Source organism: Erwinia sp. INIA01 (genome assembly GCF_025947915.1).
GTDB classification, from domain to species: Bacteria; Pseudomonadota; Gammaproteobacteria; order Enterobacterales; family Enterobacteriaceae; genus Erwinia; species Erwinia coffeiphila.
Genome location: NZ_JAPDNC010000001.1, coordinates 108729 through 131035, shown reverse-complemented (window position 1 = coordinate 131035; position 22307 = coordinate 108729). Strand labels below are relative to the sequence as shown.

At 58.8% G+C, this 22307-nt stretch carries 16 protein-coding genes; 5 read left to right on the top strand and 11 right to left on the bottom strand.

The window, feature by feature from the left end:
• Positions 1-121: 121 nt before the first annotated feature.
• The 6 genes from OMR58_RS00560 to OMR58_RS00535 are packed head-to-tail and all read right to left on the bottom strand — an operon-like array spanning position 122 to position 8015.
• On the bottom strand, positions 122-940 hold the full coding sequence (locus OMR58_RS00560) for an ABC transporter permease (protein WP_264545088.1): 819 nt from the start codon (positions 938-940) through the stop codon (positions 122-124).
• A complete protein-coding gene (locus OMR58_RS00555; protein ID WP_444861285.1) occupies positions 933-1796 on the bottom strand; it encodes an ABC transporter permease in 864 nt (287 codons plus the stop codon). The genes OMR58_RS00560 and OMR58_RS00555 overlap by 8 nt, the downstream gene beginning before the upstream one ends.
• Entirely contained in the window at positions 1780-2874 is a 1095-nt protein-coding gene (locus OMR58_RS00550) for an ABC transporter ATP-binding protein (protein WP_105591777.1), read from the bottom strand. The genes OMR58_RS00555 and OMR58_RS00550 overlap by 17 nt, the downstream gene beginning before the upstream one ends.
• A complete protein-coding gene (locus OMR58_RS00545) occupies positions 2871-3947 on the bottom strand; it encodes an ABC transporter substrate-binding protein (protein ID WP_105591776.1) in 1077 nt (358 codons plus the stop codon). Before OMR58_RS00545 ends, OMR58_RS00550 begins: the two co-directional genes overlap by 4 nt.
• Positions 3940-5961: a hydantoinase B/oxoprolinase family protein gene (locus OMR58_RS00540; protein WP_264545087.1), complete on the bottom strand. Its 2022-nt coding sequence runs from the start codon at positions 5959-5961 to the stop codon at positions 3940-3942. Before OMR58_RS00540 ends, OMR58_RS00545 begins: the two co-directional genes overlap by 8 nt.
• Positions 5958-8015, bottom strand: a complete 2058-nt coding sequence (locus OMR58_RS00535; RefSeq protein WP_264545086.1) for a hydantoinase/oxoprolinase family protein — start codon at positions 8013-8015, stop codon at positions 5958-5960. The genes OMR58_RS00540 and OMR58_RS00535 overlap by 4 nt, the downstream gene beginning before the upstream one ends.
• A 329-nt stretch (positions 8016-8344) precedes the next feature.
• Between OMR58_RS00535 and OMR58_RS00530 the strand changes: the two genes are divergently transcribed.
• Positions 8345-8653, top strand: a complete 309-nt coding sequence (locus OMR58_RS00530; RefSeq protein WP_200544923.1) for a helix-turn-helix domain-containing protein — start codon at positions 8345-8347, stop codon at positions 8651-8653.
• Here OMR58_RS00530 and OMR58_RS00525 read toward each other — a convergent pair.
• The 3 genes from OMR58_RS00525 to OMR58_RS00515 are packed head-to-tail and all read right to left on the bottom strand — an operon-like array spanning position 8650 to position 12224.
• The gene (locus OMR58_RS00525) at positions 8650-10362 is read right to left on the bottom strand and encodes an ABC transporter ATP-binding protein (RefSeq protein WP_264545085.1); all 1713 of its coding nucleotides are present in this window, start codon (positions 10360-10362) and stop codon (positions 8650-8652) included. The two genes, OMR58_RS00530 and OMR58_RS00525, sit on opposite strands and share 4 nt — an antisense overlap.
• Complete coding sequence (locus tag OMR58_RS00520; RefSeq protein ID WP_264545084.1) at positions 10362-11234, bottom strand: ABC transporter permease; 873 nt, start codon at positions 11232-11234, stop codon at positions 10362-10364. The genes OMR58_RS00525 and OMR58_RS00520 overlap by 1 nt, the downstream gene beginning before the upstream one ends.
• A 3-nt stretch (positions 11235-11237) precedes the next feature.
• Positions 11238-12224, bottom strand: a complete 987-nt coding sequence (locus OMR58_RS00515) for an ABC transporter permease (protein ID WP_200544926.1) — start codon at positions 12222-12224, stop codon at positions 11238-11240.
• A gap of 227 nt (positions 12225-12451) precedes the next feature.
• On the opposite strand from OMR58_RS00515, the gene OMR58_RS00510 reads away from it, so the two are divergent.
• Genes OMR58_RS00510 through OMR58_RS00500 form a run of 3 tightly spaced genes read left to right on the top strand, consistent with a single transcriptional unit; the run spans position 12452 to position 17838 of the window.
• Positions 12452-14563: a hydantoinase/oxoprolinase family protein gene (locus OMR58_RS00510; RefSeq protein WP_264545083.1), complete on the top strand. Its 2112-nt coding sequence runs from the start codon at positions 12452-12454 to the stop codon at positions 14561-14563.
• A complete protein-coding gene (locus OMR58_RS00505) occupies positions 14560-16245 on the top strand; it encodes a hydantoinase B/oxoprolinase family protein (RefSeq protein WP_264545082.1) in 1686 nt (561 codons plus the stop codon). Before OMR58_RS00510 ends, OMR58_RS00505 begins: the two co-directional genes overlap by 4 nt.
• A 3-nt stretch (positions 16246-16248) precedes the next feature.
• The gene (locus tag OMR58_RS00500; RefSeq protein WP_200559038.1) at positions 16249-17838 is read left to right on the top strand and encodes an ABC transporter substrate-binding protein; all 1590 of its coding nucleotides are present in this window, start codon (positions 16249-16251) and stop codon (positions 17836-17838) included.
• 48 nt (positions 17839-17886) lie between these two features.
• Here OMR58_RS00500 and OMR58_RS00495 read toward each other — a convergent pair whose 3' ends face one another.
• Positions 17887-18825: an omptin family outer membrane protease gene (locus OMR58_RS00495; RefSeq protein ID WP_200559037.1), complete on the bottom strand. Its 939-nt coding sequence runs from the start codon at positions 18823-18825 to the stop codon at positions 17887-17889.
• Between the two features lie 412 nt (positions 18826-19237).
• On the opposite strand from OMR58_RS00495, the gene OMR58_RS00490 reads away from it, so the two are divergent.
• On the top strand, positions 19238-19654 hold the full coding sequence (locus OMR58_RS00490) for a hypothetical protein (protein ID WP_200544931.1): 417 nt from the start codon (positions 19238-19240) through the stop codon (positions 19652-19654).
• Between the two features lie 86 nt (positions 19655-19740).
• Here OMR58_RS00490 and OMR58_RS00485 read toward each other — a convergent pair whose 3' ends face one another.
• Complete coding sequence (locus OMR58_RS00485; protein WP_264545081.1) at positions 19741-21930, bottom strand: TonB-dependent siderophore receptor; 2190 nt, start codon at positions 21928-21930, stop codon at positions 19741-19743.
• Positions 21931-22307: the final 377 nt, after the last annotated feature.

Genomic DNA, 22307 nt, shown 5'->3' with positions numbered 1-22307 from the left:
GGAACGGGCTCTCTTCGGGCTTAAAGAATACATGATATATTCTGTGTTATAGCGCCTCAAGAACAATAGGTTTTCATTCTGGCCCAAATGGAATAAGCCCCATGGGCCAGACGTTTTACTTTTAACCCGATTGATTCAGTTTTACCAGGCCAATGGTTTTCTCAATCACCATCAAAAGCAGGATGGCAATGACGATAAAAATCACCGAAATGGCGTTCACCGTAGGATCGAAAGTCTGGTCGACATAGTTAAAGACCTGCACCGGGACGGTAATCGTGCCGGGAGCGGTCATAAACAGGCTGACCGACACCTCGCCAAACGAGGTAACGGCGGCAAAGACCGCACCGGCTAAAATTCCCGGTTTAATCAGCGGCAGCGTCACCGTGCGGAAGGTATACCAGCGCCCGGCTCCCAGGCTCATCGCCACCGACTCAAGGCGTTTATCCATCGCCGCAAGGCTGACGCTGATGGTGCGCACCACGTAGGGCAACGCCACCACCGCATGGCCGATCGCCAGCCCGCTGAGCGTTCCGGCGATCCCGGCGGCGGTCAGCACGTACAGCAGCGCGATGCCCAGTACCACCTGCGGGATCATCAGCGGCGACAGAATAAATGCCTGTAGCGCCTCGCGGTAGCGGAAATTAAGCCGCGCCAGCGACCAGGCGGCAAAGGTGCCCAGCACCACCGTTAGCGGCGTGACAATCGCCAGCAGCAACAGGCTGACCCACAGTGACTCAGTCCAGGCCGGGTCCTGCAACAGTGCTTCAAACCAGCGCAGCGACAGCCCCTGCGGCGGAAACTGCGGGTAAGGCTCCGGGCTGAACGCCGACAGCACGATCACCACGACCGGCAGCGCCAGAAACAGGTAAACAATAATACCGGCAAGGGTGACGGCCAGGCGGCTCAGCCGCAGCGACAGACGGTGTAAGGCATCAGCCATGATTTTTTTTCTCCCAGCGTTTCAGGAAAATACCGGCCACGCCCGCCACCGCCAGCGTCATCACCAGCAGCGTCAACGACAGCGCCGCCGCCAGCGGCAGATTAGCAATCTGCATCGCCTGCTGATAAATCGCAATGGGCAGCAGCGGCTGCAGGCGTCCGCCAATCAGCAGCGGGGTAATATAGCTGCCTGCGGCCAGCGAGAAGACGATCATAAAACCGGTCAGCATTCCCGGCAGCGTCAGCGGCAGGATCACCCGGCGAAAGGTCATCCCCGGCGTGGCACCCAGGCTCATCGCCGCCAGACGTAGCGCGGGGGCAATCTCATTCAGCGAGGTGATCAGCGGCAGCACGGCGAACGGCAGCATGACCTGCACGTAGGCGATCACCACCGCATTCATATTCCACAGCAGGCTCAGCGGCTGCGGGATCAGCCCGGTAAACAGCAAAAAGCCGTTAATCAGGCCGTTCTGCGCCAGCAGCACAATCCACGCAAAGGTGCGGATCACCACGCTGGTCAGCAGCGGTGAAATCAGCACTACGTACAGCAGCGTGCGCCAGTGACGTTGACAGGCGTTGACCAGCAGCCAGGCGGCGGGCCAGGCAAGCAGCACCGTGATGGCCGCCGTCAGCAGCGATACCCACAGCGTAGTCCAGAGCGCGTGCAGGTACTGGGGATCGCGGAAGATCGTCACGTACTGTGCCAGGCTGAATCCCGGCAGCGGATTGAGCAGGCTGTCGACATCGGTCAGGCTCTGGTCGAAAAGCAGCAGCAGCGGCACCAGTAAAAACAGCAGCAGAAACAGCAGGCAGGGCATCAGCATCAGCCAGGGAAACAGGTTACGCGTGCGCATCATCACCCCGCACCTGCTGCGGCAGAACAATCACATCCCCGGCCTGCCAGTGCAGCCAGCAGCGGTCACCCGGCGCGGGCAGCCGGGCGAAGTGTGACTCGGCGGGCTGTACGCGGATTTCTCCTCCGCCCGGTAGATCGCACGCCAGCCGCAGCGTTGCGCCCGCAAAGCTGACCTCTCTGACCACGGCGGCACAGGCATTCACTCCGGCGATACCGGGTTCAGCGCTGTACTGCACGCGCTCGGGGCGAACCACCAGCAGATCCGCATTCACCGCCGTGGCCGCCCGCAGCCGCAGCGGCACGCCGTCGGCGACAAAGTGCTCGCGCGCGGCGTACTCTTCACCCTGTGTCGCGACGGGAAAGAGATTGGCCTGGCCGATAAACTCCGCCACAAAGCGATTGGCGGGCTGGCGATACAGCGCCGCCGGGGTGCCGACCTGCTGCAGCTCGCCGTGGCCTAGGATGCCGATGCGATCCGAGAGCGTCAGCGCTTCTTCCTGATCGTGGGTGACCAGGATAGTGGTGATACCGACGCGCTGCTGGATCGCCCGTAGCTCGTCCTGCATCTCTTTACGCAGCCGCGCATCCAGGTTGGACAGCGGTTCATCCAGCAGCAGCACCTGGGGTTCAATCGCCAGCGCGCGGGCAATCGCGACACGCTGCTGCTGCCCGCCGGAAAGCTGATGCGGCATACGCTGCGCCAGCCCTTCCAGCCGGACCAGCCGCAGCGCATCGGCCACGCGCTTCTCCTGCTCGCTGCGGGAAACCTTACGCACCTTCAGGCCAAACGCCACGTTGTCCCCCACGCTCAGATGCGGGAACAGCGCGTAGTTCTGAAACACCATACCGATATTGCGCTGGTAGGGCGGTAGCGCGGTCACCTCCCTGCCGCCCAGTAAAACCCGCCCCTGATTCGGGGCGAGAAAACCGGCGATGATGTTAAGCAGGGTGGTTTTACCGCAGCCGCTCGGCCCGAGCAGGGAGAAAAACTCCCCCTGCGCGATGGTCAGGCTGACGTCATTCAGCGCGCGGTGGTTGTCGAACTGCCGCGCCACGCCGTCGATGACGACAGAACTCACTGGTTACCGCCCAGCGCCTGGCTCCAGCGACGGGTCCAGTCGGCCAGCTGCGGGGTGGCCGTGCTGTAGTCGATCCAGATCAGCTTGCTGTAGGCCTCTTCACCCACCTTCACCTGGCTCTTGAGGCTGTCGCTGTACTGCACGTCTTTGTTGGTCATGCCGTACAGTGACTTATCCGAGAACGCTTTCTGCACCTCGGGGGCGGACATGGCATTCACCAGTTTGTAGGCGTTGGCGAGATTCGGTGCACCTTTCGGGATCACCCAGTTTGCCGCACCCACCACCGGACCGTCCGACGGATAGACAAAATCAATCTTCATCCCCTGCTGCTTCAGCGCAAAGACCCGGCCGTCCCAGTACGGCACCACCCACGCATCGCCGCGCTCCAGCAGCGTCTGAATCGCGCCCGGGCTGTCCGGGAACGCCACGGCATTGCCGCGCAGCTCCTGCAGTTTGCTGAATGCCTTGTCCACCGCCGCAGGCTGATTCAGCTCGCCGCCGAGCGCATGAACCAGACCGGCAAAGAACTGCAGCCCGGCCGCATAGGTCGGTGAGGAGATAGCAACGTGGCCTTTATATTCCGGGTTCCACAGATCCAGCCAGCTTTTCGGCGGGTTTTTCACCAGATCGGTGCGGTAGGCCAGGCCCAGCTGACCGAGGCTGAACGCGGCGGCATAGGTCTGATTATCGTAAACAAAACGCGACTGCACGGTTTTATACAGGTTGTTCAGGTTCGGGATATCTTTGGCATCCAGCGGCTGCAGCAGCCCCGCAGCCTGCGCGCGCTGGACGGTATCGGGCTGGAACACCACCACGTCATACGGCGCGCGGCGTCCCTTGGCGGCACGTAGTTTGGCAAACCATTCCGCGTCCGCGCCCGGCACGATGGTGAGCTTCAGGTGATTATCTTTAGCAAACTGCTCAAGGCCGGAGGCGCGGATGTTTTTTTCCCAGTCTCCGCCGTAAACGCCCACGACCACCGAATTGCTGGCCTCGGCCGCAACGGCGGCGTGGCCGATAAAGATGCCCACCAGCGCGGCGAGCAGACGTTTTTTATTATGAATATTAGGCATGGTTGTCTCCTGGTATTAAGGTCTCTGAAACGGCAAGCTGCTCGGCCAGCCTTTCCAGCGCGTCGGCGAATGCACGCCGCGCAGGGGTAGGATCGGCAGAAACAGAACGGGGGAAATTCTCCGGCAGGCTGCCCAGCGCGGCGGCAAAGACCGCCTGCTTATGGCGCTGCCGTTCGGCCGGGCTGAGCGGATACAGCAGCCGGTTCAGCCGGGTCAGTGCGGCACTGTCAAACACGCTCAGCCAGTTGGCCCGCGCGTCAGACGTTGCATTATCGGATTGGCGCGGCTGGCTGCGGGCGGCTGCCGTGGCGGCGTCATCAACGCCCTGTGCGCCGATCGCCACGCCGTAGTTCCGCAGCGCCTGTTCGGCGGTCAGCAACTGGTTATCCACATCCCGCTGCACCGCAAGGGGATCGCGCAGCCAGGGATCGCCCCAGCCGCCGCCGCCCGGGGTTTGCAGCAGCACTTCATCGCCACGGTTGACGATGAGCAGATCGATTTTGCCGAGTTTTTTCGCCTCGGGGCTGTCAGGATTGAAGGTCAGCGTGGTGGGCGCACCGGACTGACCGCCCTGCACGCCCCACGGCTGGAACAGCATACGCTCCAGGCCGCGCGCCAGCAGGGTGCTGTCGTCCTGTAAAATCCGTACACGGATCTGCTGGCCCATACCACCGCGCCACTGACCCGCGCCTGCGGAACCGGGCCGCAGCGCGTACTGGCGAATTTCGATTTGAGTTTCCGCCTCTACCATCTCGACCGGGTTGTTCGCCAGGTTGGAGATACTGTTATCGCGGCCATCGATGCCGTCGCGCCCTGCCCGCCCACCGCCGCCGCCGACCAGCGGCTCAATCACCTGCACATTCTGTTCCCGGCCGTGACGCGCCGACTCGGCAATCACCAGCGGGATAATGGTTCCGCCGCTGGCGGCAGGCATCACGTCGGGCAGCGGCTGGCCCAGCAGTCCGTTCAGCAAGTCGTTTACTCTTACCGCCGCCGCATGGCGCACGCCCACCGCGGCCGGATAGTGCGGATTGACCAGCGAGCCCGGTGGCGCATACAGCGTAACCGGAGCCAGCAGGCCCGCATTCAGCGGCACCGTTTTATCCAGCGTGCACACCAGCGCAAGTATCCGCAGCGTCAGCCACGCGTGGGGATCGCCGTGGCTGGGAATATTGATGGCGGCCGCCACCTGCGCGTCGCTGCCGGTAAAATCCAGGTGGACCTGGCCGTCAGTAAAGGTGGCGGTTATCGCCAGCCGTACCGGCAGGCCGCTGCCTGCGGCATCATCCAGATAGTCTTCAAACTGATAAACGCCGTCGGGAATGCGTTTCAGCACCTGTCGCGCACGCGCCGCCGAGTAAGCCTGCAAATCCTGCTGTGCCTGGCGCACCGCCGGAACACCGTGCTGTGAAGCAATCCGGCCCAGACGCTCGCGGCCCGCATTCAGCGCCGCCAGCATCGCCTGAATATCGCCGCTAATCGCCTCCGGGGTGCGGCTGTTGGCGGTGAGGATCGCCATCACATCGCGATTCAGCTCCCCGGCGCGCAGCAGCTTCACCGGTGGGATCTGCAATCCTTCCTGGTAGATATCGCTATTGGTGGGGGAGATGCTGCTCGGCACGCGCCCGCCAACGTCTGAGGCGTGCAGGAATGCCCAGCCCCACGCCACCAGCTCACCGTCAATAAACCACGGGGCCAGCAGCTGCAGGTCGGGAAGATGGGTGGCCAGCCCCCGTGAGCGCCACGGATCGTTGGTCAGGATCACATCGCCAGGAGCCACTTCACCGACGGCGGAAATCGCCGTCAGGGCATTCAGCCCGACGAAGCCGGACACCCCAATGCCTTTGGGATAGGCAAAAAAACGCCCCTGCAAATCCGCCACCGCGCAGCAGAAGTCGGCGGTTTCTTTCACGTACAGCGTGCGGCCGGTGCGTTGCAGAATATGGCACATCTCTTCCGTCAGCGCGGTGAGTTTCTGGTTAAGAATTTCAAGCGTAATCGCATCAAGCTTCATGCTGTGCCTCCCGGAATACGGACGATCAACAGATTGCCGTGGGCATCGGGACGCGCCGTCCAGCCCGGTAAAATCACCGTGGTCGTGTCATCCTGTTCGATGACTGCCGGGCCGTGAATCGTACTGTCGGTGCGCAGATTCTCACGCTGCCAGATCTCGGCCTCCGTCCAGCCGCCGGCAAGGAAAACCGGCCGACTCGCCGGGGCAACGTGGGCCGTTTGCGCATCGAACGGTTTGTCCTCAGGCTGCGGCAGCGCCGCATTCAGATACAGGCGCAGCGTCGTCAGCTCAACGGTGGCTTCCGGAGTAATAAAGCCGTAGCGCTGCTGGTGCAGCTGCTGGAATCTGGCCCTGAGCTGTTCCAGCGTAACGTCCTGCGGAGAACCGAGGCTCACGCTGAGCTCGTAGGCCTGCCCGACATAGCGCATATCCGCTTCCACGCCATAATCAACCCGGCTGCTGAGGCGGCTGGCCTGCTGAGTAAACCAGCCTTCGGCCAGCTGATGCAGTTCTTCAAGCGTGGCGGCGATTTTGCTCCAGCTGCCCGCCGTGAGCGTTATCCGCAGGCTGCGGACAAAATCTCGCCGGATATCTGCACCGATAGCGCCGTCGGCGCAGAACGTTCCAGGGCGCAGCGGCACCAGAATACGTTGCAGCCCGGCTTCGGCGGCGAAGAAGTTCGCGTGCGTCGGGCCTGCGCCGCCAAACGGGATCAGCGTCAGCTCATCGGAGGCAAGACCGCGCTGTGCCAGCGCCTTGTTCAGCTCGGTGGCCATCTGGGCCGTCGCCACCGCAATCGCACCGCGTGCAACTTCGGCGGCTTCCATCCCCAGCGTTTCGCCTGTTTGCTGAAGCGCGCGCGTGGCGGCTTCGCGGTCCAGTTCGATACTGCCCGCCAGGCGGTTTTCAGCAGACAGGATGCCGCTGACCAGGTAGCAGTCGGTCAGCGTCGGCTGCGTGCCGCCGCGCCGGTAGGCAACCGGTCCGGGATCGGCTCCGGCGCTTTCCGGCCCGACTTTCAGGATGCCGTATTCATCCACTTGCACGAGCGAGCCACCGCCTGCGCCGATGGCCGATACGCCGACCACCGGCAGGATCAGCGGCAGGCCGCCGATTTCGGTGCGGTTTACCCGCTCGATTTCCCCTTCTGCCGACAGCGAAATATCGCTGCTGGTGCCGCCCATATCGAAGGAAACGAAGCCGCGACCTGCGGCAAGCCGTGATGCGGCCGTGACCCCGGATGCCGGGCCGGAGAGCAGCGTATCCACCGGGCGCTGCTGAGCGGCATCCAGCGGCAGCACGCCGCCGTTAGAGGCGGTGATCAATAATGGAACCTGAATTCCCTGCCCGGTCAGTAATGTGTTAAGGCGGGTAAAGTAGCGCTGCATCAGCGGCTGGATATAGGCGTTAAGCCCGGCCACCAGCGTACGTTCATATTCGCGAATTTCCGGCCACAGCTGCGCTGAAGAGAGTACCGGCACAGTGCCGAGCCTGGCGGCCAGTTCTGCCGCCAGTTCCGCCTCCCGCGCCGGGTTGGCATAGCCATTGATGGTCACCAGCGCCACCGCGCTGACGTTTAACGCGGCCAGTTCTTCGGCAGCCTGTGCCAGCGCGGCCTCGGTGGGCCACTGCGTCACCTCACCCTCAGGGCTGAAACGCGCCGGGATCTCCACCACGCGACGGCGCGGTAAAAACGGTGCTTCGCGATCGGCGTGAAAATCGAACGAGGACGGCATACGGGCGCGGGCAATCTCCAGCACATCGCGAAAGCCCTCGGTGATCGCCAGGGCAATATCCGCCCCGCGACGCTGGATAATGGCATTCAGCCCCAGCGTGGTGCCGTGCAGTACCAGCGACAGCGCGCTGGCCGGTAAATGGCTTTTTTGCAGGATCGCCTGTAGCCCTTCACTGACGGCAAGGGCAGGATCGGCGGGCGTACTGGGTTGTTTATGGTAAAAACGCTGCTGGCGCTGCGGGTCAAATAGAACAAAGTCGGTAAAGGTTCCGCCGACGTCCACGCCGACGGTTGCGCCGGCTGCGGGGCTGTTATCCACCTTACTTCTCCTGCATTACAAGTCACTGAGATAATCGGTACGGTCTGTAACCCCTTAATCTCCCTTGATTTGCCGGATATCACGAATAACAAAAATGACTTAGCTTTGCCGAAAAACGCATGAAGTGGATTCTTCACTTAATGGCTACTGAGATGACATATCACTCACAATAGATTTAAGAGTCTTAATCTAAGCTTTTAGAGTGGGTTTATTGCTTTTAAAGGCGTTAAAACAACTCTTGTGATAGACTAGCGGTTAAAGTTATTCGTTGAAATAAAAGAGCTTAAAACACCCCTTGTCGGTGATTTTAACTATCAGGAGCGTTTATTATGTCTCTTAAACTCTATTCTGAATCGACACTGATTGCTCAGCTGGGGCAACGCCTGCGTGAGCATCGCTTACGCCGCAACCTGCTGCAAAAAGAGCTGGCCGAAAAGGCGGGGATTTCAGTCTCGGCGCTGAAAAAGCTGGAAAGCGACGGTAAAGTGACGCTGGAAAACTTTATGAAGGTGGTGTTTGCCCTGCGGCTGGAAAGAGAGATGACCGGCCTGTTCGAACTCCCGGCGATGAGCATCGCACAGGTCGAAGCGCTGAAAGCGCCCACCCGGCAGCGTGCGGCTAAACGCCGCGCGCTTTAACCCGGCGAGAAGACGAATGACGGTTCCGCCGCTGTGGGCAACGGCGGCTGACGCGCTTCCGCCCCGCTAACCGCCGACAGAAGCTGGCGGGTCCAGGCGTGCTGCGGCCGGTGCCAGACATCGGCCGCATCCCCTGCTTCAATGATTTCCCCCTGATTCATCACCATAATCCGGTCTGACATATAACGCACCACGGCCAGGTTGTGGGAGATAAACAGATAGCTCAGACCCAGTTCCTGCTTCATCTCCAGCAGCAGATTAAGGATCTGCGCCTGCACCGAGACATCCAGTGCGGAAACCGCCTCATCGCAGATCACCAGCCGGGGTTTAACAATCAGCGCACGGGCAATGCCAATACGCTGGCGCTGACCACCGGAGAACTCATGGGCGTAGCGATGCAGCGACTGCCTCGGCAGGCCCACCCGGTCCAGCATGGTATGAATGCGCTGTAATCGCTGTGATGCCGGAGCGGGATCGTGCAGATGCAGTACGGAATCCAGAATAGTGAAAATGGTTTGCCGTGGATTTAACGACGCGTACGGGTCCTGAAAAATCATCTGCACGCTGCTGCGCAGGTTTTTCAGCCCGGATTCCGGCAAAGGGGTAAGATCCTTGCCGTCCAGCAGAATCTTACCGCTGTCCGGGCGCAGCAGGCGCAAGATACTTCGCGACAGGGTTGATTTCCCGCAGCCCGATTCGCCGACCAGGCCCAGCGTTTCACCGGCGTGTAAATCAAAGCTGATGTCTTTCAGGGCGGGGATGCGCGTGCGGCCCCGGCTGTAGCTCACATTGAGCTGGTTGACCGACAGCAGCGGCTGCGTTTCCCGCTGGCTGGCCGCCTCAGGAAACGACAGCGTAGCGGGCTGATGGAGATGAAAGCGATCGGCACCGTCGTGGCGAATTTCGGTGAGCAGGCGCTGGCGATAGTGCAGATCGCGCTCGCCCGTCAGCGAGGCGGCCATCAGGCCACGGGTGTAGTCATGGCCCGGCTGGTGCAGTATCGCCTCGGCGGCCCCCTGCTCGACAATCCTGCCGTTGTGCATCACGGCGACGCTATCGGCCCAGCGGGAAACCAGCCCCAGGTCGTGGGTGATCATCAGTACGCTCAACGAAAGTTCCCGGCGCAGCCGGTCCAGCAGCGACATAATGCTGGCCTGCACCGTGACGTCGAGTGCGGTCGTCGGTTCATCGGCGATCAGCAGTCGGGGTTCACAGGCAACGGCCATCGCAATCATTACCCGCTGCCGCTGGCCGCCGGAAAGCTGATGCGGAAAATCATCCACCCGCCGGGCAGGATCGGGAATATTCACCAGCGCCAGCAGTTCGATGGCGCGGGCGCGGGCCTGTCTGTGCGACAGACGCTGATGAATCCGCAGGGTTTCTGCGATTTGTGCTCCGACGCTGTACACCGGATTCAGTGAGGTCATCGGCTCCTGGAAAATCATCGACAGCGCATCACCGCGCAGTTTTCGCAGGGCGGACGGCGGCAGTTTCACAACATCGCGTCCGGCAAATTCAATGCGCCCGCTGACCTTTGCCTGGTCTGACAGCAGCCCCATTATCGCCAGCGCGGTCGCGGATTTCCCGCTGCCGGATTCACCGACCAGCGCGAGCATTTCACCCTGTACCAGGCTGAAATTCACGTTGTTAACCGCGGCATGACTGCCGAAACGAATGTGCAGGTTTTCCACGGAGAGAAGCAGTTGCATTATTGGTCACTCAGTCTTGGATTAAAGGCGTCATTTAGCGCATCGCCCAGCAGATTCAGCCCCAGCAACGTTATCACCAGCGCAACGCCCGGCTCGGCGGTCAGATACCATGCGGTGCGGAGCATTTCCCTGCCGCTGCCGATCAGGAAACCCCAGCTCACGACGTTAGGATCGCCCAGGCCGAGGAAGGACAGTGCAGCCTCCATCAGTATGGCGGAAGCCACCATCACCGATGACGTCACCACGATTGCCGGGAGGGCATTGGGCAACATCTCGCGAAAGATGATGTGCGCAGAGGAAAAGCCCTGGCAGCGGGCGGCCAGCACAAAGTCAGACCCGCGCAGAGTACGGAATTCAGCCCGCACCAGTCGCGCGATGGTCGGCCAGGTGGTGGCACCAATACTGAGGGTGATTAAGGTTACTGTCGGCGTGGAGATCGCCAGAATGATAATCACCAGCAGAAAGGCGGGCATGGTCTGAAACAGCGTGGTGATACGCATCAGGAGATAGTCAACGCTGCCGCCGAAATAGCCGCTCAGGCTGCCGACCAGCGTACCGAGGAGCAGCCCGATCAGCGTGGCACCCAGCCCAATCAGCAGCGAGACGCGCGCGCCGTGAAAAATACCGGCGGCCAGATCGCGCCCCATCGCATCGGTTCCCAGCGGCCACGCCGGGTCGGTAAACGGCGCCAGCAGCGGTGAGGCGACCATATCCAGCGGATCGCCGGGGAACAGCCAGGGGGCGATAACGGCCATCGCGACGGTCAGCAGCAGGATAATTAACCCGGCGATGCCCGCCGGGTTGCGCAGAAACTGGCGCAGGGCGCGGCGGTTAACCGGGGAATGAACAGATACAACGGACACAGTGGCCATAGATCATCTCGCAATACGGGGGTCTAACCAGGCGTGGAGAAGATCCACAATAAAGTTGGCGAGTATCACCATCAGTGAGGAGAACAGCAGAATGCCCAGCAGGATATTAACGTCGCGCGCCATCACCGCATCCAGCGCGAGCCTGCCCAGCCCCGGCCAGGAAAACACCGTTTCCACCACCGCCGCGCCGCTGAGCAGCGTCGCGATATGCATACCGCTCACGGTGACCAGCGGAATTAACGCGCAGCGGAGGGTGTGAACCAGCGTGACGCGCAGCGGCGACAGCCCTTTGGCATGAGCGGTACGCACAAAATCCTGATGGGCGATTTCCAGCATCGCCGCGCGCGTCAGGCGGGCGTAAATCGCCAGGAAAAAACTCGCCAGCGACAGAACCGGTAACACCGCATGCTTCAGCCGATCGCTGATATAGGCCCAGCCGTGCAGATCGGCACCGATAGTCATATTGCCGTTGCTGGGCAGCCAGCCGAGGTGCACGGAAAACAGCACCAGCAGCATCAGCCCAATCCAGAATCCGGGCAGGGAATAAAGCAGCAGGCTGACGAGTGATAATACCCGGTCAGGCCAGCGCCCGACGAATAACGCCATCAGCACACCGAAAATCACGCCAATAATTAACGCAATGGCCTGCGCGGCCAGCATTAAAATAAGCGTGGCGGGAAGCCGTGAAAGAATCAACGTGCTGACCGGAGTATTAAAGCGGGGGGAAAATCCCAGATTACCCTGCAGGATGTGGCTGCCCCAGTTAAGAAACTGCTGCCAGCCGGGCAGGTTAAGACCGTACTGCTCACGCATCAGCGCCATGCTGGCGGCGCTGGCTCCGCCCGACTCCCCGGCCAGCACGTCAACGGCATCACCGGGAATGGTTTTGAGGATGATAAACATAATCAACAGAATACCAATAAACGTTGGCACGACCTGAAGCGCACTTTTAAACAGAAATATCAGCAGCCAATGGCGCTCTCGCTGCATAGCCAGCGTCCTTAAATCACAATCTGTGGAGAGGGTCGAAATTAACAGGCGATGTTTTTCTCACTTAATAATTTTTCCGGGAAACCTTTTCTGAAATAAGACGATTGAGGAGCCATGACCGCTTTTGCAAATAACGAATGAGTTAACCCGAAATACTCAGTAGCCATCGTTTACCTGATACCGGTTAATGACGCCCTCCACTTTTTATTATGTATAAAGGCGAAGGTATGTCAGAGAGAGGGGGTAACGGCCCCGTTAACCGGGTTGCTGTAGATGTTGGCGGGACATTTACCGATATCGTGATGCTGCACGGCAGTACGCAATTTTCCGCAAAAATTCTCACCAGTGCCGACGCACCGGAACGTGCGGTGATTACCGGCATCAGCGACGTGCTGGCTCAGGCGAAATTAGCCTTCAGCGATATCGATGCGTTGATTCTGGGGACGACATTAGCCACCAATGCGCTGATTGAACGCAAAGGCGCGCGTACGGCATTGATTACCACCGCCGGATTCCGCGACCTGGTCGAAATCGGCCAGGAAGATCGCTTTGCCCAGTATGACGTTTTTCTGCAAAAGCCCAGGCCGCTGGTTGAGCGTGAATGGCGCTTCACCGTAGAAGAGCGCATCGATGCCCAGGGACAGGTGCGCATTCCGCTTAACGAAGCGCAGGTTGTCGCGCTGGCGGCAGAGCTTCGGGCGCAGCAGTTCGAGAGCGTGGCGATTGGCTATCTGCAGAGCTTTATCAATCCGCAGCATGAGCAGCGCACCGCTGAGATCCTGCGCGATTTGATGCCCGGTGTGACCGTGTCACTTTCCAGCGAGGTCTGCCCTGAAATCCGTGAGTACGAGCGGCTGTCAACGGTTTCAGCCAATGCCTACGTGCAGCCGCTGGTCGCGGGCTATCTGCACCGCCTGCAACAGCAGCTGGCAACGCGCGGTCTGCGTGTTCCGCCCTATCTGATGACCTCCGGCGGTGGCATTACCACTCTGGAAAACGGTATTCGCGAACCGGTCCGTCTGGTGGAATCCGGCCCGGCGGGCGGTGCGATTCTGGCGAGTAATATCGCCAGCCAGCTCGGTCTGCAAAAGGTTCTGTCGTTCGATATGGGCGGTACTACGGCCAAAATTTGCTTTATCGATCGTTTCCAGCCGCAAATCTCCCGCAGCTTTGAGTTTGGCCGCGTGCATCGTCATCAGAAAGGCTCCGGCTTACCGATTCGCATTCCGGTGATCGACCTGGTGGAAATCGGTGCCGGAGGGGGATCGATTGCCCGCATCGATCATTTACAGCGCCTGCAGCTGGGGCCCGACAGCGCCGGTTCTGCCCCCGGCCCGGTCAGCTACAACCTCGGTGGCGAACTGGTCACGATTACCGATGCCAATGCGCAGCTGGGGCTGCTCGATCCGGCCAGTTTTGCCGGTGGCAAAGTCGAGCTGAACGTTGCTAAAGCCGCTGCGGCGCTGACACAGCAGATCGGCAAACCGCTGGGGCTGGGAACGGATGAAGCCGCACTGGCGGTCACTGAAATTATTGCCGAGAACATGGCTAACGCGGCGCGTGTTCACGCCACGGAATCCGGTAAGCAGGTGGACAGCTACACGCTGATTGCCTTTGGCGGTGCGGCACCGCTGCATGCCGCCCGACTGGCCGGCAAGCTGGGCATCGATCGCGTGGTGATCCCGCATGCCGCTGGCGTGGGGTCGGCGCTCGGTTTTCTGTGGGCACCGGCGTCCTATCAGGCCGTGCGCAGCTTTTATCAGCGACTGGATAACCCCGACTATCCTGCCGTCAATGCACTGCTGGAAACACTGAGCGAGCAGGCCCACCGCATCGTTCAGCAGGCCGATGAAACGGCGGAAGTCACGCTACAGCGCAGCGTTTATCTGCGCTATGCCGGTCAGGGACATGAGGTGGCGATACCGCTTGAGGGGCAGCACGTTGATGAGCAGGAGCTGACCGCACTGCATGAACGCTTTACCCGGACCTATCGCCAGCTCTACGGCCGCAGCCTCGATCACGTGGCGGTGGAAGCCATCAGCTGGACGGTCACTGCCACCACGGCCGCGCCGGAAATTGCCTTCCCTGCTCCCGGCGATCCGACCGTGCCGACTGCCGGTGCGGCCGAACGCACGATCTACTCCCTTCAACAGCAGCAGCGGATTCAGGTGCCGGTCGTGACCCGTGCCGATATTGCGCACGCGGGGCAGCGCCCCGGTCCACTGGTCGTGGTCGATCCCGAAACCACCACGCTGGTGGATGAACGCTTTACGGTCAGCAGCACCCGCGAAGGCCATCTGCTGTTGGAACGTCAACCCCTGTCAGGAGCGGCACAATGAGCCAACAGGTTATTCAGTCTCAGGTGATCTGGAATCGTTTGATTTCGGTGGTAGAAGAGCAGGCGCAGGCGCTGATCCGCACCGCATTCGGTACTGCCACGCGCGAAGCGGGCGATCTGTCCGCCGGGGTATTTTTACCTGACGGGCGCATGATCGCTCAGGCGGTTACCGGCACGCCGGGGCACGTCAACTCGATGGCGGAGTCGGTTAAGCATTTCCTGCGTGAATTCCCGCTGGATACCCTACAGCCTGGGGATGTGCTGCTGACCAACGACCCCTGGAAAGGCACCGGACACCTGTACGATATCACCATGGTTACGCCGGTATTTCATCACCAGCGCCCGGTGGCGCTGTTTGCCTCTACGCTGCACGTGATTGATATCGGCGGGTTAGGCCCGGGACCGGACGGTCAGCAGATCTGGCATGAGGGATTGTTCCTGCCGATCCTCAAATTTATCCATGCCGGACGGCTCGACCAGACCGTGCTGAATATCGTGAAGGCCAACGTTCGGGAACCGGCGCAGGTGGAGGGCGATTTTCTGGCGCTGGTGGCCTGTAACGATGTGGGTGCCCGCCGTCTGCTGACGCTGCTGGACGAGTTTGCCCTGACCGATCTGCTGGAGGTGGGCGAGTATATTTTGACGCGCTCCGAGCAGGCGATGCTGGAAGCGGTCAGAAGCTGGCCTGCCGGCAGCTGGGAAAGTGAACTGTGGGTTGACGGCTACGACCAGCCGCTGCGGCTACAGGCGAAACTGACCCTCGGCCACGACGGCATTCACGTTGATTTTGCCGGCAGTGCGGGCTTCGTTGCTAAAGGGATTAACGTCGTCAAGGCCTATACCGACGCCTATACCTCCTTCGGCATTCGATGCCTGATCGGGGCCGATATTCCCAATAATGCCGGTTCTCTCGGTGTGATTAAAATTGATGCGCCGGAGGGGTCGATACTCAATGCGCCTTATCCGGCGGCGGTCACCTCCCGCCATATTATTGGCCAGATGCTGCCCGACGTGGTGTTCAACTGCCTGCGGCAGGCACGCCCCGGAGAAGTCCCGGCCGAGGGGGCATCCTGCCTGTGGAATATTCAGCTTTCCGGCGGCCATATTTTGCCGGAATACGATGCCGTTAATACCCTGACGCAGCCTCGTTTTTCCATCACCAGTTTTTCAACCGGCGGCACCGGCGCGCGTCCCCGGCTTGACGGGCTGTCCACCACGTCCTTCCCCAGCGGGGTACGTAACGTGTCGCTGGAAATCCTGGAGTCGATCAGCCCGGTGGTGTTCTGGCGCAAAGAATACCGTCAGGATTCCGGCGGTGCGGGCCAGCAGCGCGGTGGGCTGGGCCAGGTGATCGAACTGTCACACGGCCAGGATCTGCCAATGGAGCTGGGTGCTGCCTGGGATCGCATCCACTTCCCTGCACAGGGGGCCGAGGGCGGTCTGGCCGGTGCGCCGGGCCGGGTGACGCTCTCCACCGGCGAGACGCTGTCCGGTAAAGGCAGGCAGATTGTGCCGCCGGGCAGCCATCTGATTGTGGAAACGCCAGGCGGCGGCGGGCTGGGCAATCCCCGCGAACGCCCTGCCGCCAGCGTTTCCCGCGACCTCACCCACCAGCTTATCAGCCCCCAGGCCGCTGCGACATCGTACGGCCATTCGGCTCAATCAACGAATAAAACGGAGTAAAACATGCTTGAGACATTTCGCCGCTCGCTGCTGGCACTGGCACTGGGTGCCAGCCTGATTGGCGGTGGCGCACAGGCCGCCGAGCCGCAAAAGGGCGGTACGTTAAATCTGGTTCTGAACTATGAGCCGCCCGCGTTGATTGCGCTGACCACGGTTGCCACGCCTGCGCTCAGCGTCAGCGCCAAGGTTACCGAAGGGCTGCTGAGCTATGATTATGAGCTCAATCCTCAACCCCAGCTGGCAACGAGCTGGGAGGTCAGCCCGGACGGCACGCGATACACCTTCCATCTGCGCCCTGGCGTGAAGTGGCACGACGGGCAGGATTTCACCTCTGCCGATGTGGCGTTTTCCATTGAGCTGCTGAAAAAGGTGCATCCGCGTGCCTCCAGTACCTTCGCCAACGTCACGAAAGTGGAAACGCCCGACCCGCTGACGGCGGTGCTGGTGCTGTCGAAACCCGCCCCCTATCTGATTAAAGCGTTTGCCGCCGCCGAGTCACCGATTGTGCCCAAACACATTTACGACGGTACTGACGCACTGACCAATCCGCACAACAACGCACCGATTGGCACCGGTCCGTATGTCTTCGACAAGTGGGTGCGGGGCAGCTACATCCTCTATAAGCGGAATCCTCACTACTGGGATAACAATCGCCCGTACCTGGATCAGCTGGTGGTGAAGTTTATTCCCGATGCGGCAGCGCGCTCGGTGGCGTTTGAAACCGGCGATGCGGATCTGGGCTATCGTACCCCGGTGGCGCTTAATGATGTGGCGCGGCTGAAAACGCTGCCGCAGCTGGGCTTTGAAACCAAGGGCAACAGCTACTCCTACAACGTCAGTTCGTTACAGTTCAACCTCGACGATCCGCATTTCAAAGATTTGCGGGTGCGGCAGGCCGTTGCCCATGCCATTAACCGGAATGTGATTTTGCAGGTGGCCTACTTTGGTCTGGGTCAGGTGACAGCGTCACCGATTGCGCCGGGGATTAAGGCCTATCACGACCCGTCTCCGTCTCCTTATGACTTTGATATCAAGAAAGCCAATGCGTTGCTGGATCAGGCGGGCTTTGCCAAAGGCAGCGACGGTACGCGGTTTAGCGTGACGCTGGATTACAATCCAATCTCAGAGGATCTGCGCAAAACGGCGGAATACACCCGCTCGGCGCTGGCGAAAATCGGTATTAAAGTCACGCTGCGCGCTCAGGATCTCTCCAGCTTTGTGCGCCGCATCTATACCGACAGGGACTTCTCTTTCACCATAAACGGGCACAGCAATCTGTACGACCCGACGGTGGGCGTGCAGCGCGTGTACTGGTCGAAAAACTTCCGCAAGGGCGTGCCGTTCTCTAATGCATCGGATTATCACAACCCGGAAGTTGACCGTCTGCTGGAAGCCGCTCAGGTTGAAAACGATCCGCAGAAGCGCGTTGAGGAGTTTAAAGCCTTCCAGAAAATCGTTGAACAGGAACTGCCCGATATCAATCTGATATCACCGCAGTTTATTACTATCTACAACCGCAAGGTTCACGATCATTCGGTGACCGCCGACGGCGTGGAGGGGAATCTTTCGCAGGTCTGGCTGGAGAAGCAGTAAGAGATGAGGGAAGCCGTCGCTGACGGCTTCCCTCACGCGATGTCAGGATCAGAAGCGATACTGCAGACCCGCGGTCACGGTGTAGTTTTTGTTAGCAATACCGGCCGCATCACCGCCGATTGAGCCAGACTCACCGGTGCTGTTGTCGATAATCTGCGTGCCGCCCTTACCTTCTTCGTATTTGCTGTAGCTGAATTCAGCGAAAACTTTGGCGTTTGGCGTCACGTAGTAACCGGCATCAACGGACACGCCGTAATAGCGAGAGCCGGACGTCTTCTCACGGAAAGTCAGTTCGCGAACGTAGTGTTCGTCGTTATCGTGCGCGCGGACCCAGTCACTGAATTTGAACTGAGTATTGAATTCAAAGTCATTGAAGCGGTACTGACCTACCAGACCGATATACGGCAGGGTGAAGCGCTGGCTGTAGCCAATGCCGACCTGATCATTCGGGAAGTTACCCACGGTACTGCCGTTATCGTAGTTGTAAGACCCACCGGTCGCCGTCCAGCTAAAGCGCGTTTCCTGATAACCGGCCACGATCCCGGCTTTGTAGTCCTCGCCACGCAGCAGCCAGCCCTTCACGTTCAGGTCATACTCGTTGGCGTAGTTGACGTCGGTGCTCGGGTGAGACGAATGGTCGGTCCAGCCTGACTGATTGCTGTTGTCCCAGTCGTAATCATCCATATGACCGGAACCGGATGCCAGCGATGTCCAGCCGCGCGCGTTCAGCGTCAGGAATGAGTAGGCATCCCAGGAGAAATCCGCTTTCAGGATCGCCACATTTTTGATTTTCCAGTCCAGCTGGCTGAGTTTACGGCCGGTCGTTTCGTCATAAACCAGCTCGGTTGATTTGCCGCTCAGCAGGCCCACGGAGGTGGCAACGCTGAGGCTGTCAGAGGATAAATTCGGTATATATTGTGAAGACTCAGCGGAAGCCGTTCCGGAAATCCCAGCCATCACCATCATGCAGATAATACTTTTTTTCATTATATTTCCTGTGGGTAATTATATTAATCCTTAAACTGCGCGCGCAGATTAAAACATGACAAATTGTAAAGCAAGTGTAAGGATTCTATTAAGATGAAATCGGAATCATGCGGGTGATATGGTGATGGGATGATTCGTAGTAGATTTTAAAAATCCACCGCCTTATTTCGCGTAATGAAATTTGTCACTGGGTTTATTTTTCCAATGAATAACTTTCATGTTGTGTTAAAAATAGCCTGATGTCAGGATGTGTCGCTACATTTGATAATCATCAGACACCGATATCTTAATAAGCAGAACGGTGGACATCCTCAATCTGAACGCGTCAGGCAGAGCCAGGACGTGACACGACTGAGGATCATGGAAACGCAACTTAGCGTGCGTTATGACAGGTTTATGGAGAGGTAACTAGATGAAATACAGTGTTTTTATCGCCGCAGCGATGCTGTCCCAGCCCGTCCTTGCCGAAACGGATTACGATAAAGCGGTCAGTGCCTATATTGAATATAACTGCGATTACAATGCCAAATCGTTAATCAAAGAAGAGGCAAAAATCCCCTATAACGACCTGATTGAAGCCTGCAAGAAAGGTGCAGCGGATATTAAAAAGTTTATTACCGACTGGCCCGACTTTGGCACCAATGAAGGTATTATGGCATTCCAGGATACCGTGGCACCCTATGCGAAAGAAGCCAGCGCTGAGGGCGCGTATAAAAACCAGATTTACCAGTATGGCGTGGGCTCGTGGGGGATTGGTTATATTCAAAGCCCGGCAGCAAAAGCCAATACGGTAAAACAGTGGAAGCAGGGAAAGTTTAAGGTGAAATAACCGCCGGGCGATCCGCCGATGGATTGTCTTCGGATGACAATTCGTCCGATTCAGAAAGCCGCCTGCGTTAACAGGCGGCAATGTCATCAGAAAAGTACCGAATAATTCAGGCCAAAGGTGCGGCCACGGCCCTTATAGGTATACAGCCCAGCAGCGCCGTAGGTCGGGCTGTAGAGCCCCGGCGCACGCTGCCCCCATGCGGTGGTGTAATCCTCGTCCAGCAGGTTTTCCACGCTGAAGCTCAGCTTGCCGACCGGCAGCGCGTAGCTTCCCAGCAGATCCACCGTGTTGTAGCCATCAATTTTCTTACCGGCCTCATCGGACAGTGAGAAGGTCTGGGTGCTTTGCAGGCGCAGCGTCCAGTCTCCCGGTGCCCAGCCGATCCAGGCGCTGACTTTCGACGGGCTGGCGCTGTCTACGGTCAGCTTCTTCCACTGGCCGTCAACGCGGGTTTCAGATTTGATGGCGTTAAAGTTGGCACCGGTACTCCATTCACCGTCGTCAAAGAAGTAGTCCACCTGCCCTTCCACACCGTAAATCCGACGCTTATCGTCATCAATATTAATAGTCATATCGGATTTATTGATGCTGATGGTTTTATCCGACAGCGAATAATAACCGGCGATTTGCGTACGCAGGTTATCGCCGATAAAGCGCCAGCCCAGCTCGTAAGAATCGACCTTGATACCATCGAGTTTGGAATTATTCACGTTGACGCTGTTAAGCAGGTTGTAGTGGCCGTTGTTCAGTTGATAGGTGCCGGAACCGTAATACTTTGCCAGGTCCGGTAGCTCAAAGCCCTGCGAGAAGTTAAACCACAGCTGCTGGCGTTCCGTCAGGTGGCCGAGGATGCCCGCGTTGAATAACAGATTGTTGTAATCGGTTTTGCCGCCCGGCACGGCATCGGCGGAGGTCGCTTTGCCGCTGGCGATAGCCTGCTGCTGCGCGTAACCGACGAAATCTTCAACCTTGTTTTCGGTGTACTGGTAGCGCACGCCGCCGCTCAGGGTTATCGCGGCAATGTCGTAACTGCTTTGCAGGAACGGGGCCAGATTGGTAATGCTGTAGCCCGGATAGCGCCCGACGTTGTAAGCATTGTCCAGCTTCATGCCGCCGCTGGCAGCCGCCTGAGCAAGGTCAAAGAACTGCTGGTTGGCATTGAAAGATTCATGCTCGGCATCGACACCCCAGGTCAGGGTCAGATCGTCCAGCGGCTTACTGTTGATGGTCAGCTTGCCGCCGTAGAAATCGGTCTTCTGCTGTGAGGCACCAATCGAAGTGACTTTACCGGCGGACAGCGTCGGGAAGGGATAGAAACTCAGGCTTTCATCGCGATAGTAAATCTGCGCTACCAGATCCTGACCCCAGAAATCGGTATTGGCGTACTGCAGATTAATCAGGTGGCGTTCGGTGCCCGGCAGCCGGTCGGAATCCAGATTGCCCTGGTTATAGGCGTTGCCGCTGCCGGTGACCGCCGAGAAGTTTTCGCCGAGGTACAGGCCGTGCTTACCGTCGGACTGGCTTTTGTAATACTGTGTGGTCAGCTGCAGCTGTTGGGTCTCGTCGATATTGATCGTGCCGGTGCCCATCAGATCCAGGCGGTCTGAATATTGCAGGCCGGTCTGGGTGTTATCGATGATCACTTCGTTGCCTTTGCCGTCATACCAGCCGCCGTAGCGCTGATACGCTACCGATACCCGGCCTGAGGCTTTTTCATCACCGCCGCTGACCGCAGCGGCAATGTTCTCGTCGCGATCGTTATGGCTGTTAAAGCCGCTTTTCAGCCCGGTCTGAAACTCGACCTGGGTACCCGCCTGGCCTTTTTTGGTGACGATGTTGATCAGGCCGCCGGTGCTGCCGCCGCCATAAAGCGAGGTGGCCCCGGAAATCACTTCGATGCGCTCGATATTAAACGGATCGATGGAGTCCAGCTGGCGGCTGTCGCTGCGCGAGGAGTTCAGGCGCACGCCATCCACCATCACCATCATCGAACGGCCGCGCATATTCATGCCGTAGTTGGTGCGCCCCTGGCTGCTGACATCCATACCGGGGATCAGCTGCGCCAGCACTTCTTTCAGCTCTTTCCCGCCCTGCACCTGCTGCTCGATTTCACCCTGCTCTATTACCCAGGTGGTTTGCGCCATATCGGTCACGCTGTGGTTAGCGCGGCTGGCGGCCACCACCAGCGTGTCGTCTTTCTGCCCCTCCGCCCAGCTCCCGGTGGAACACATCATCAGTAAACAAGGATTTAAAGCCCAAAGGTAACGGTACTTCATGGTAATCAAATTCCCTTATAAGGAGAAAAATGCGGCTGTCAGCGTCCTCCAGCCGATAAAAATCATATCTGCCAGCGATAATGATAATTCTTATTATATTAATAACTGTTAACATGTAAACACTATTTGTAACATCAGTGCGGCAATCTATCAGTATGAAAATTCTCGGGAAAAAGAATGGCGTTGATGATAAAACTCAGAGGAGGGTGAAATAAAAACGTTATTCAACGATTCTGGTCAGAGGTTTAAATAAATTTGGTTAATTCAAATTTCGTCTTAAATTAATACCTGATTTTGTTTTAAAGCCAGAATCTTAGGGCTAGTTATTAAGACTGTCTGCGTTATTATCAATAATTCCCACCCCGCAAAATAAATGA

Bases quoted from the DNA above. Each gene is read 5' to 3' on its own strand.
- OMR58_RS00505 (WP_264545082.1), top strand. From the start codon at position 14,560: ATGAGCCAACAGGTTATTCAGTCTCAGGTGATCTGGAATCGTTTGATT.
- OMR58_RS00530 (WP_200544923.1), top strand. From the start codon at position 8,345: ATGTCTCTTAAACTCTATTCTGAATCGACACTGATTGCTCAGCTGGGG.
- OMR58_RS00540 (WP_264545087.1), bottom strand. From the start codon at position 5,961: ATGAAGCTTGATGCGATTACGCTTGAAATTCTTAACCAGAAACTCACC.
- OMR58_RS00510 (WP_264545083.1), top strand. From the start codon at position 12,452: ATGTCAGAGAGAGGGGGTAACGGCCCCGTTAACCGGGTTGCTGTAGAT.
- OMR58_RS00560 (WP_264545088.1), bottom strand. From the start codon at position 940: ATGGCTGATGCCTTACACCGTCTGTCGCTGCGGCTGAGCCGCCTGGCC.
- OMR58_RS00520 (WP_264545084.1), bottom strand. From the start codon at position 11,234: ATGGCCACTGTGTCCGTTGTATCTGTTCATTCCCCGGTTAACCGCCGC.
- OMR58_RS00525 (WP_264545085.1), bottom strand. From the start codon at position 10,362: ATGCAACTGCTTCTCTCCGTGGAAAACCTGCACATTCGTTTCGGCAGT.
- OMR58_RS00490 (WP_200544931.1), top strand. From the start codon at position 19,238: ATGAAATACAGTGTTTTTATCGCCGCAGCGATGCTGTCCCAGCCCGTC.
- OMR58_RS00515 (WP_200544926.1), bottom strand. From the start codon at position 12,224: ATGCAGCGAGAGCGCCATTGGCTGCTGATATTTCTGTTTAAAAGTGCG.
- OMR58_RS00555 (WP_444861285.1), bottom strand. From the start codon at position 1,796: ATGATGCGCACGCGTAACCTGTTTCCCTGGCTGATGCTGATGCCCTGC.
- OMR58_RS00500 (WP_200559038.1), top strand. From the start codon at position 16,249: ATGCTTGAGACATTTCGCCGCTCGCTGCTGGCACTGGCACTGGGTGCC.
- OMR58_RS00545 (WP_105591776.1), bottom strand. From the start codon at position 3,947: ATGCCTAATATTCATAATAAAAAACGTCTGCTCGCCGCGCTGGTGGGC.
- OMR58_RS00485 (WP_264545081.1), bottom strand. From the start codon at position 21,930: ATGAAGTACCGTTACCTTTGGGCTTTAAATCCTTGTTTACTGATGATG.
- OMR58_RS00495 (WP_200559037.1), bottom strand. From the start codon at position 18,825: ATGAAAAAAAGTATTATCTGCATGATGGTGATGGCTGGGATTTCCGGA.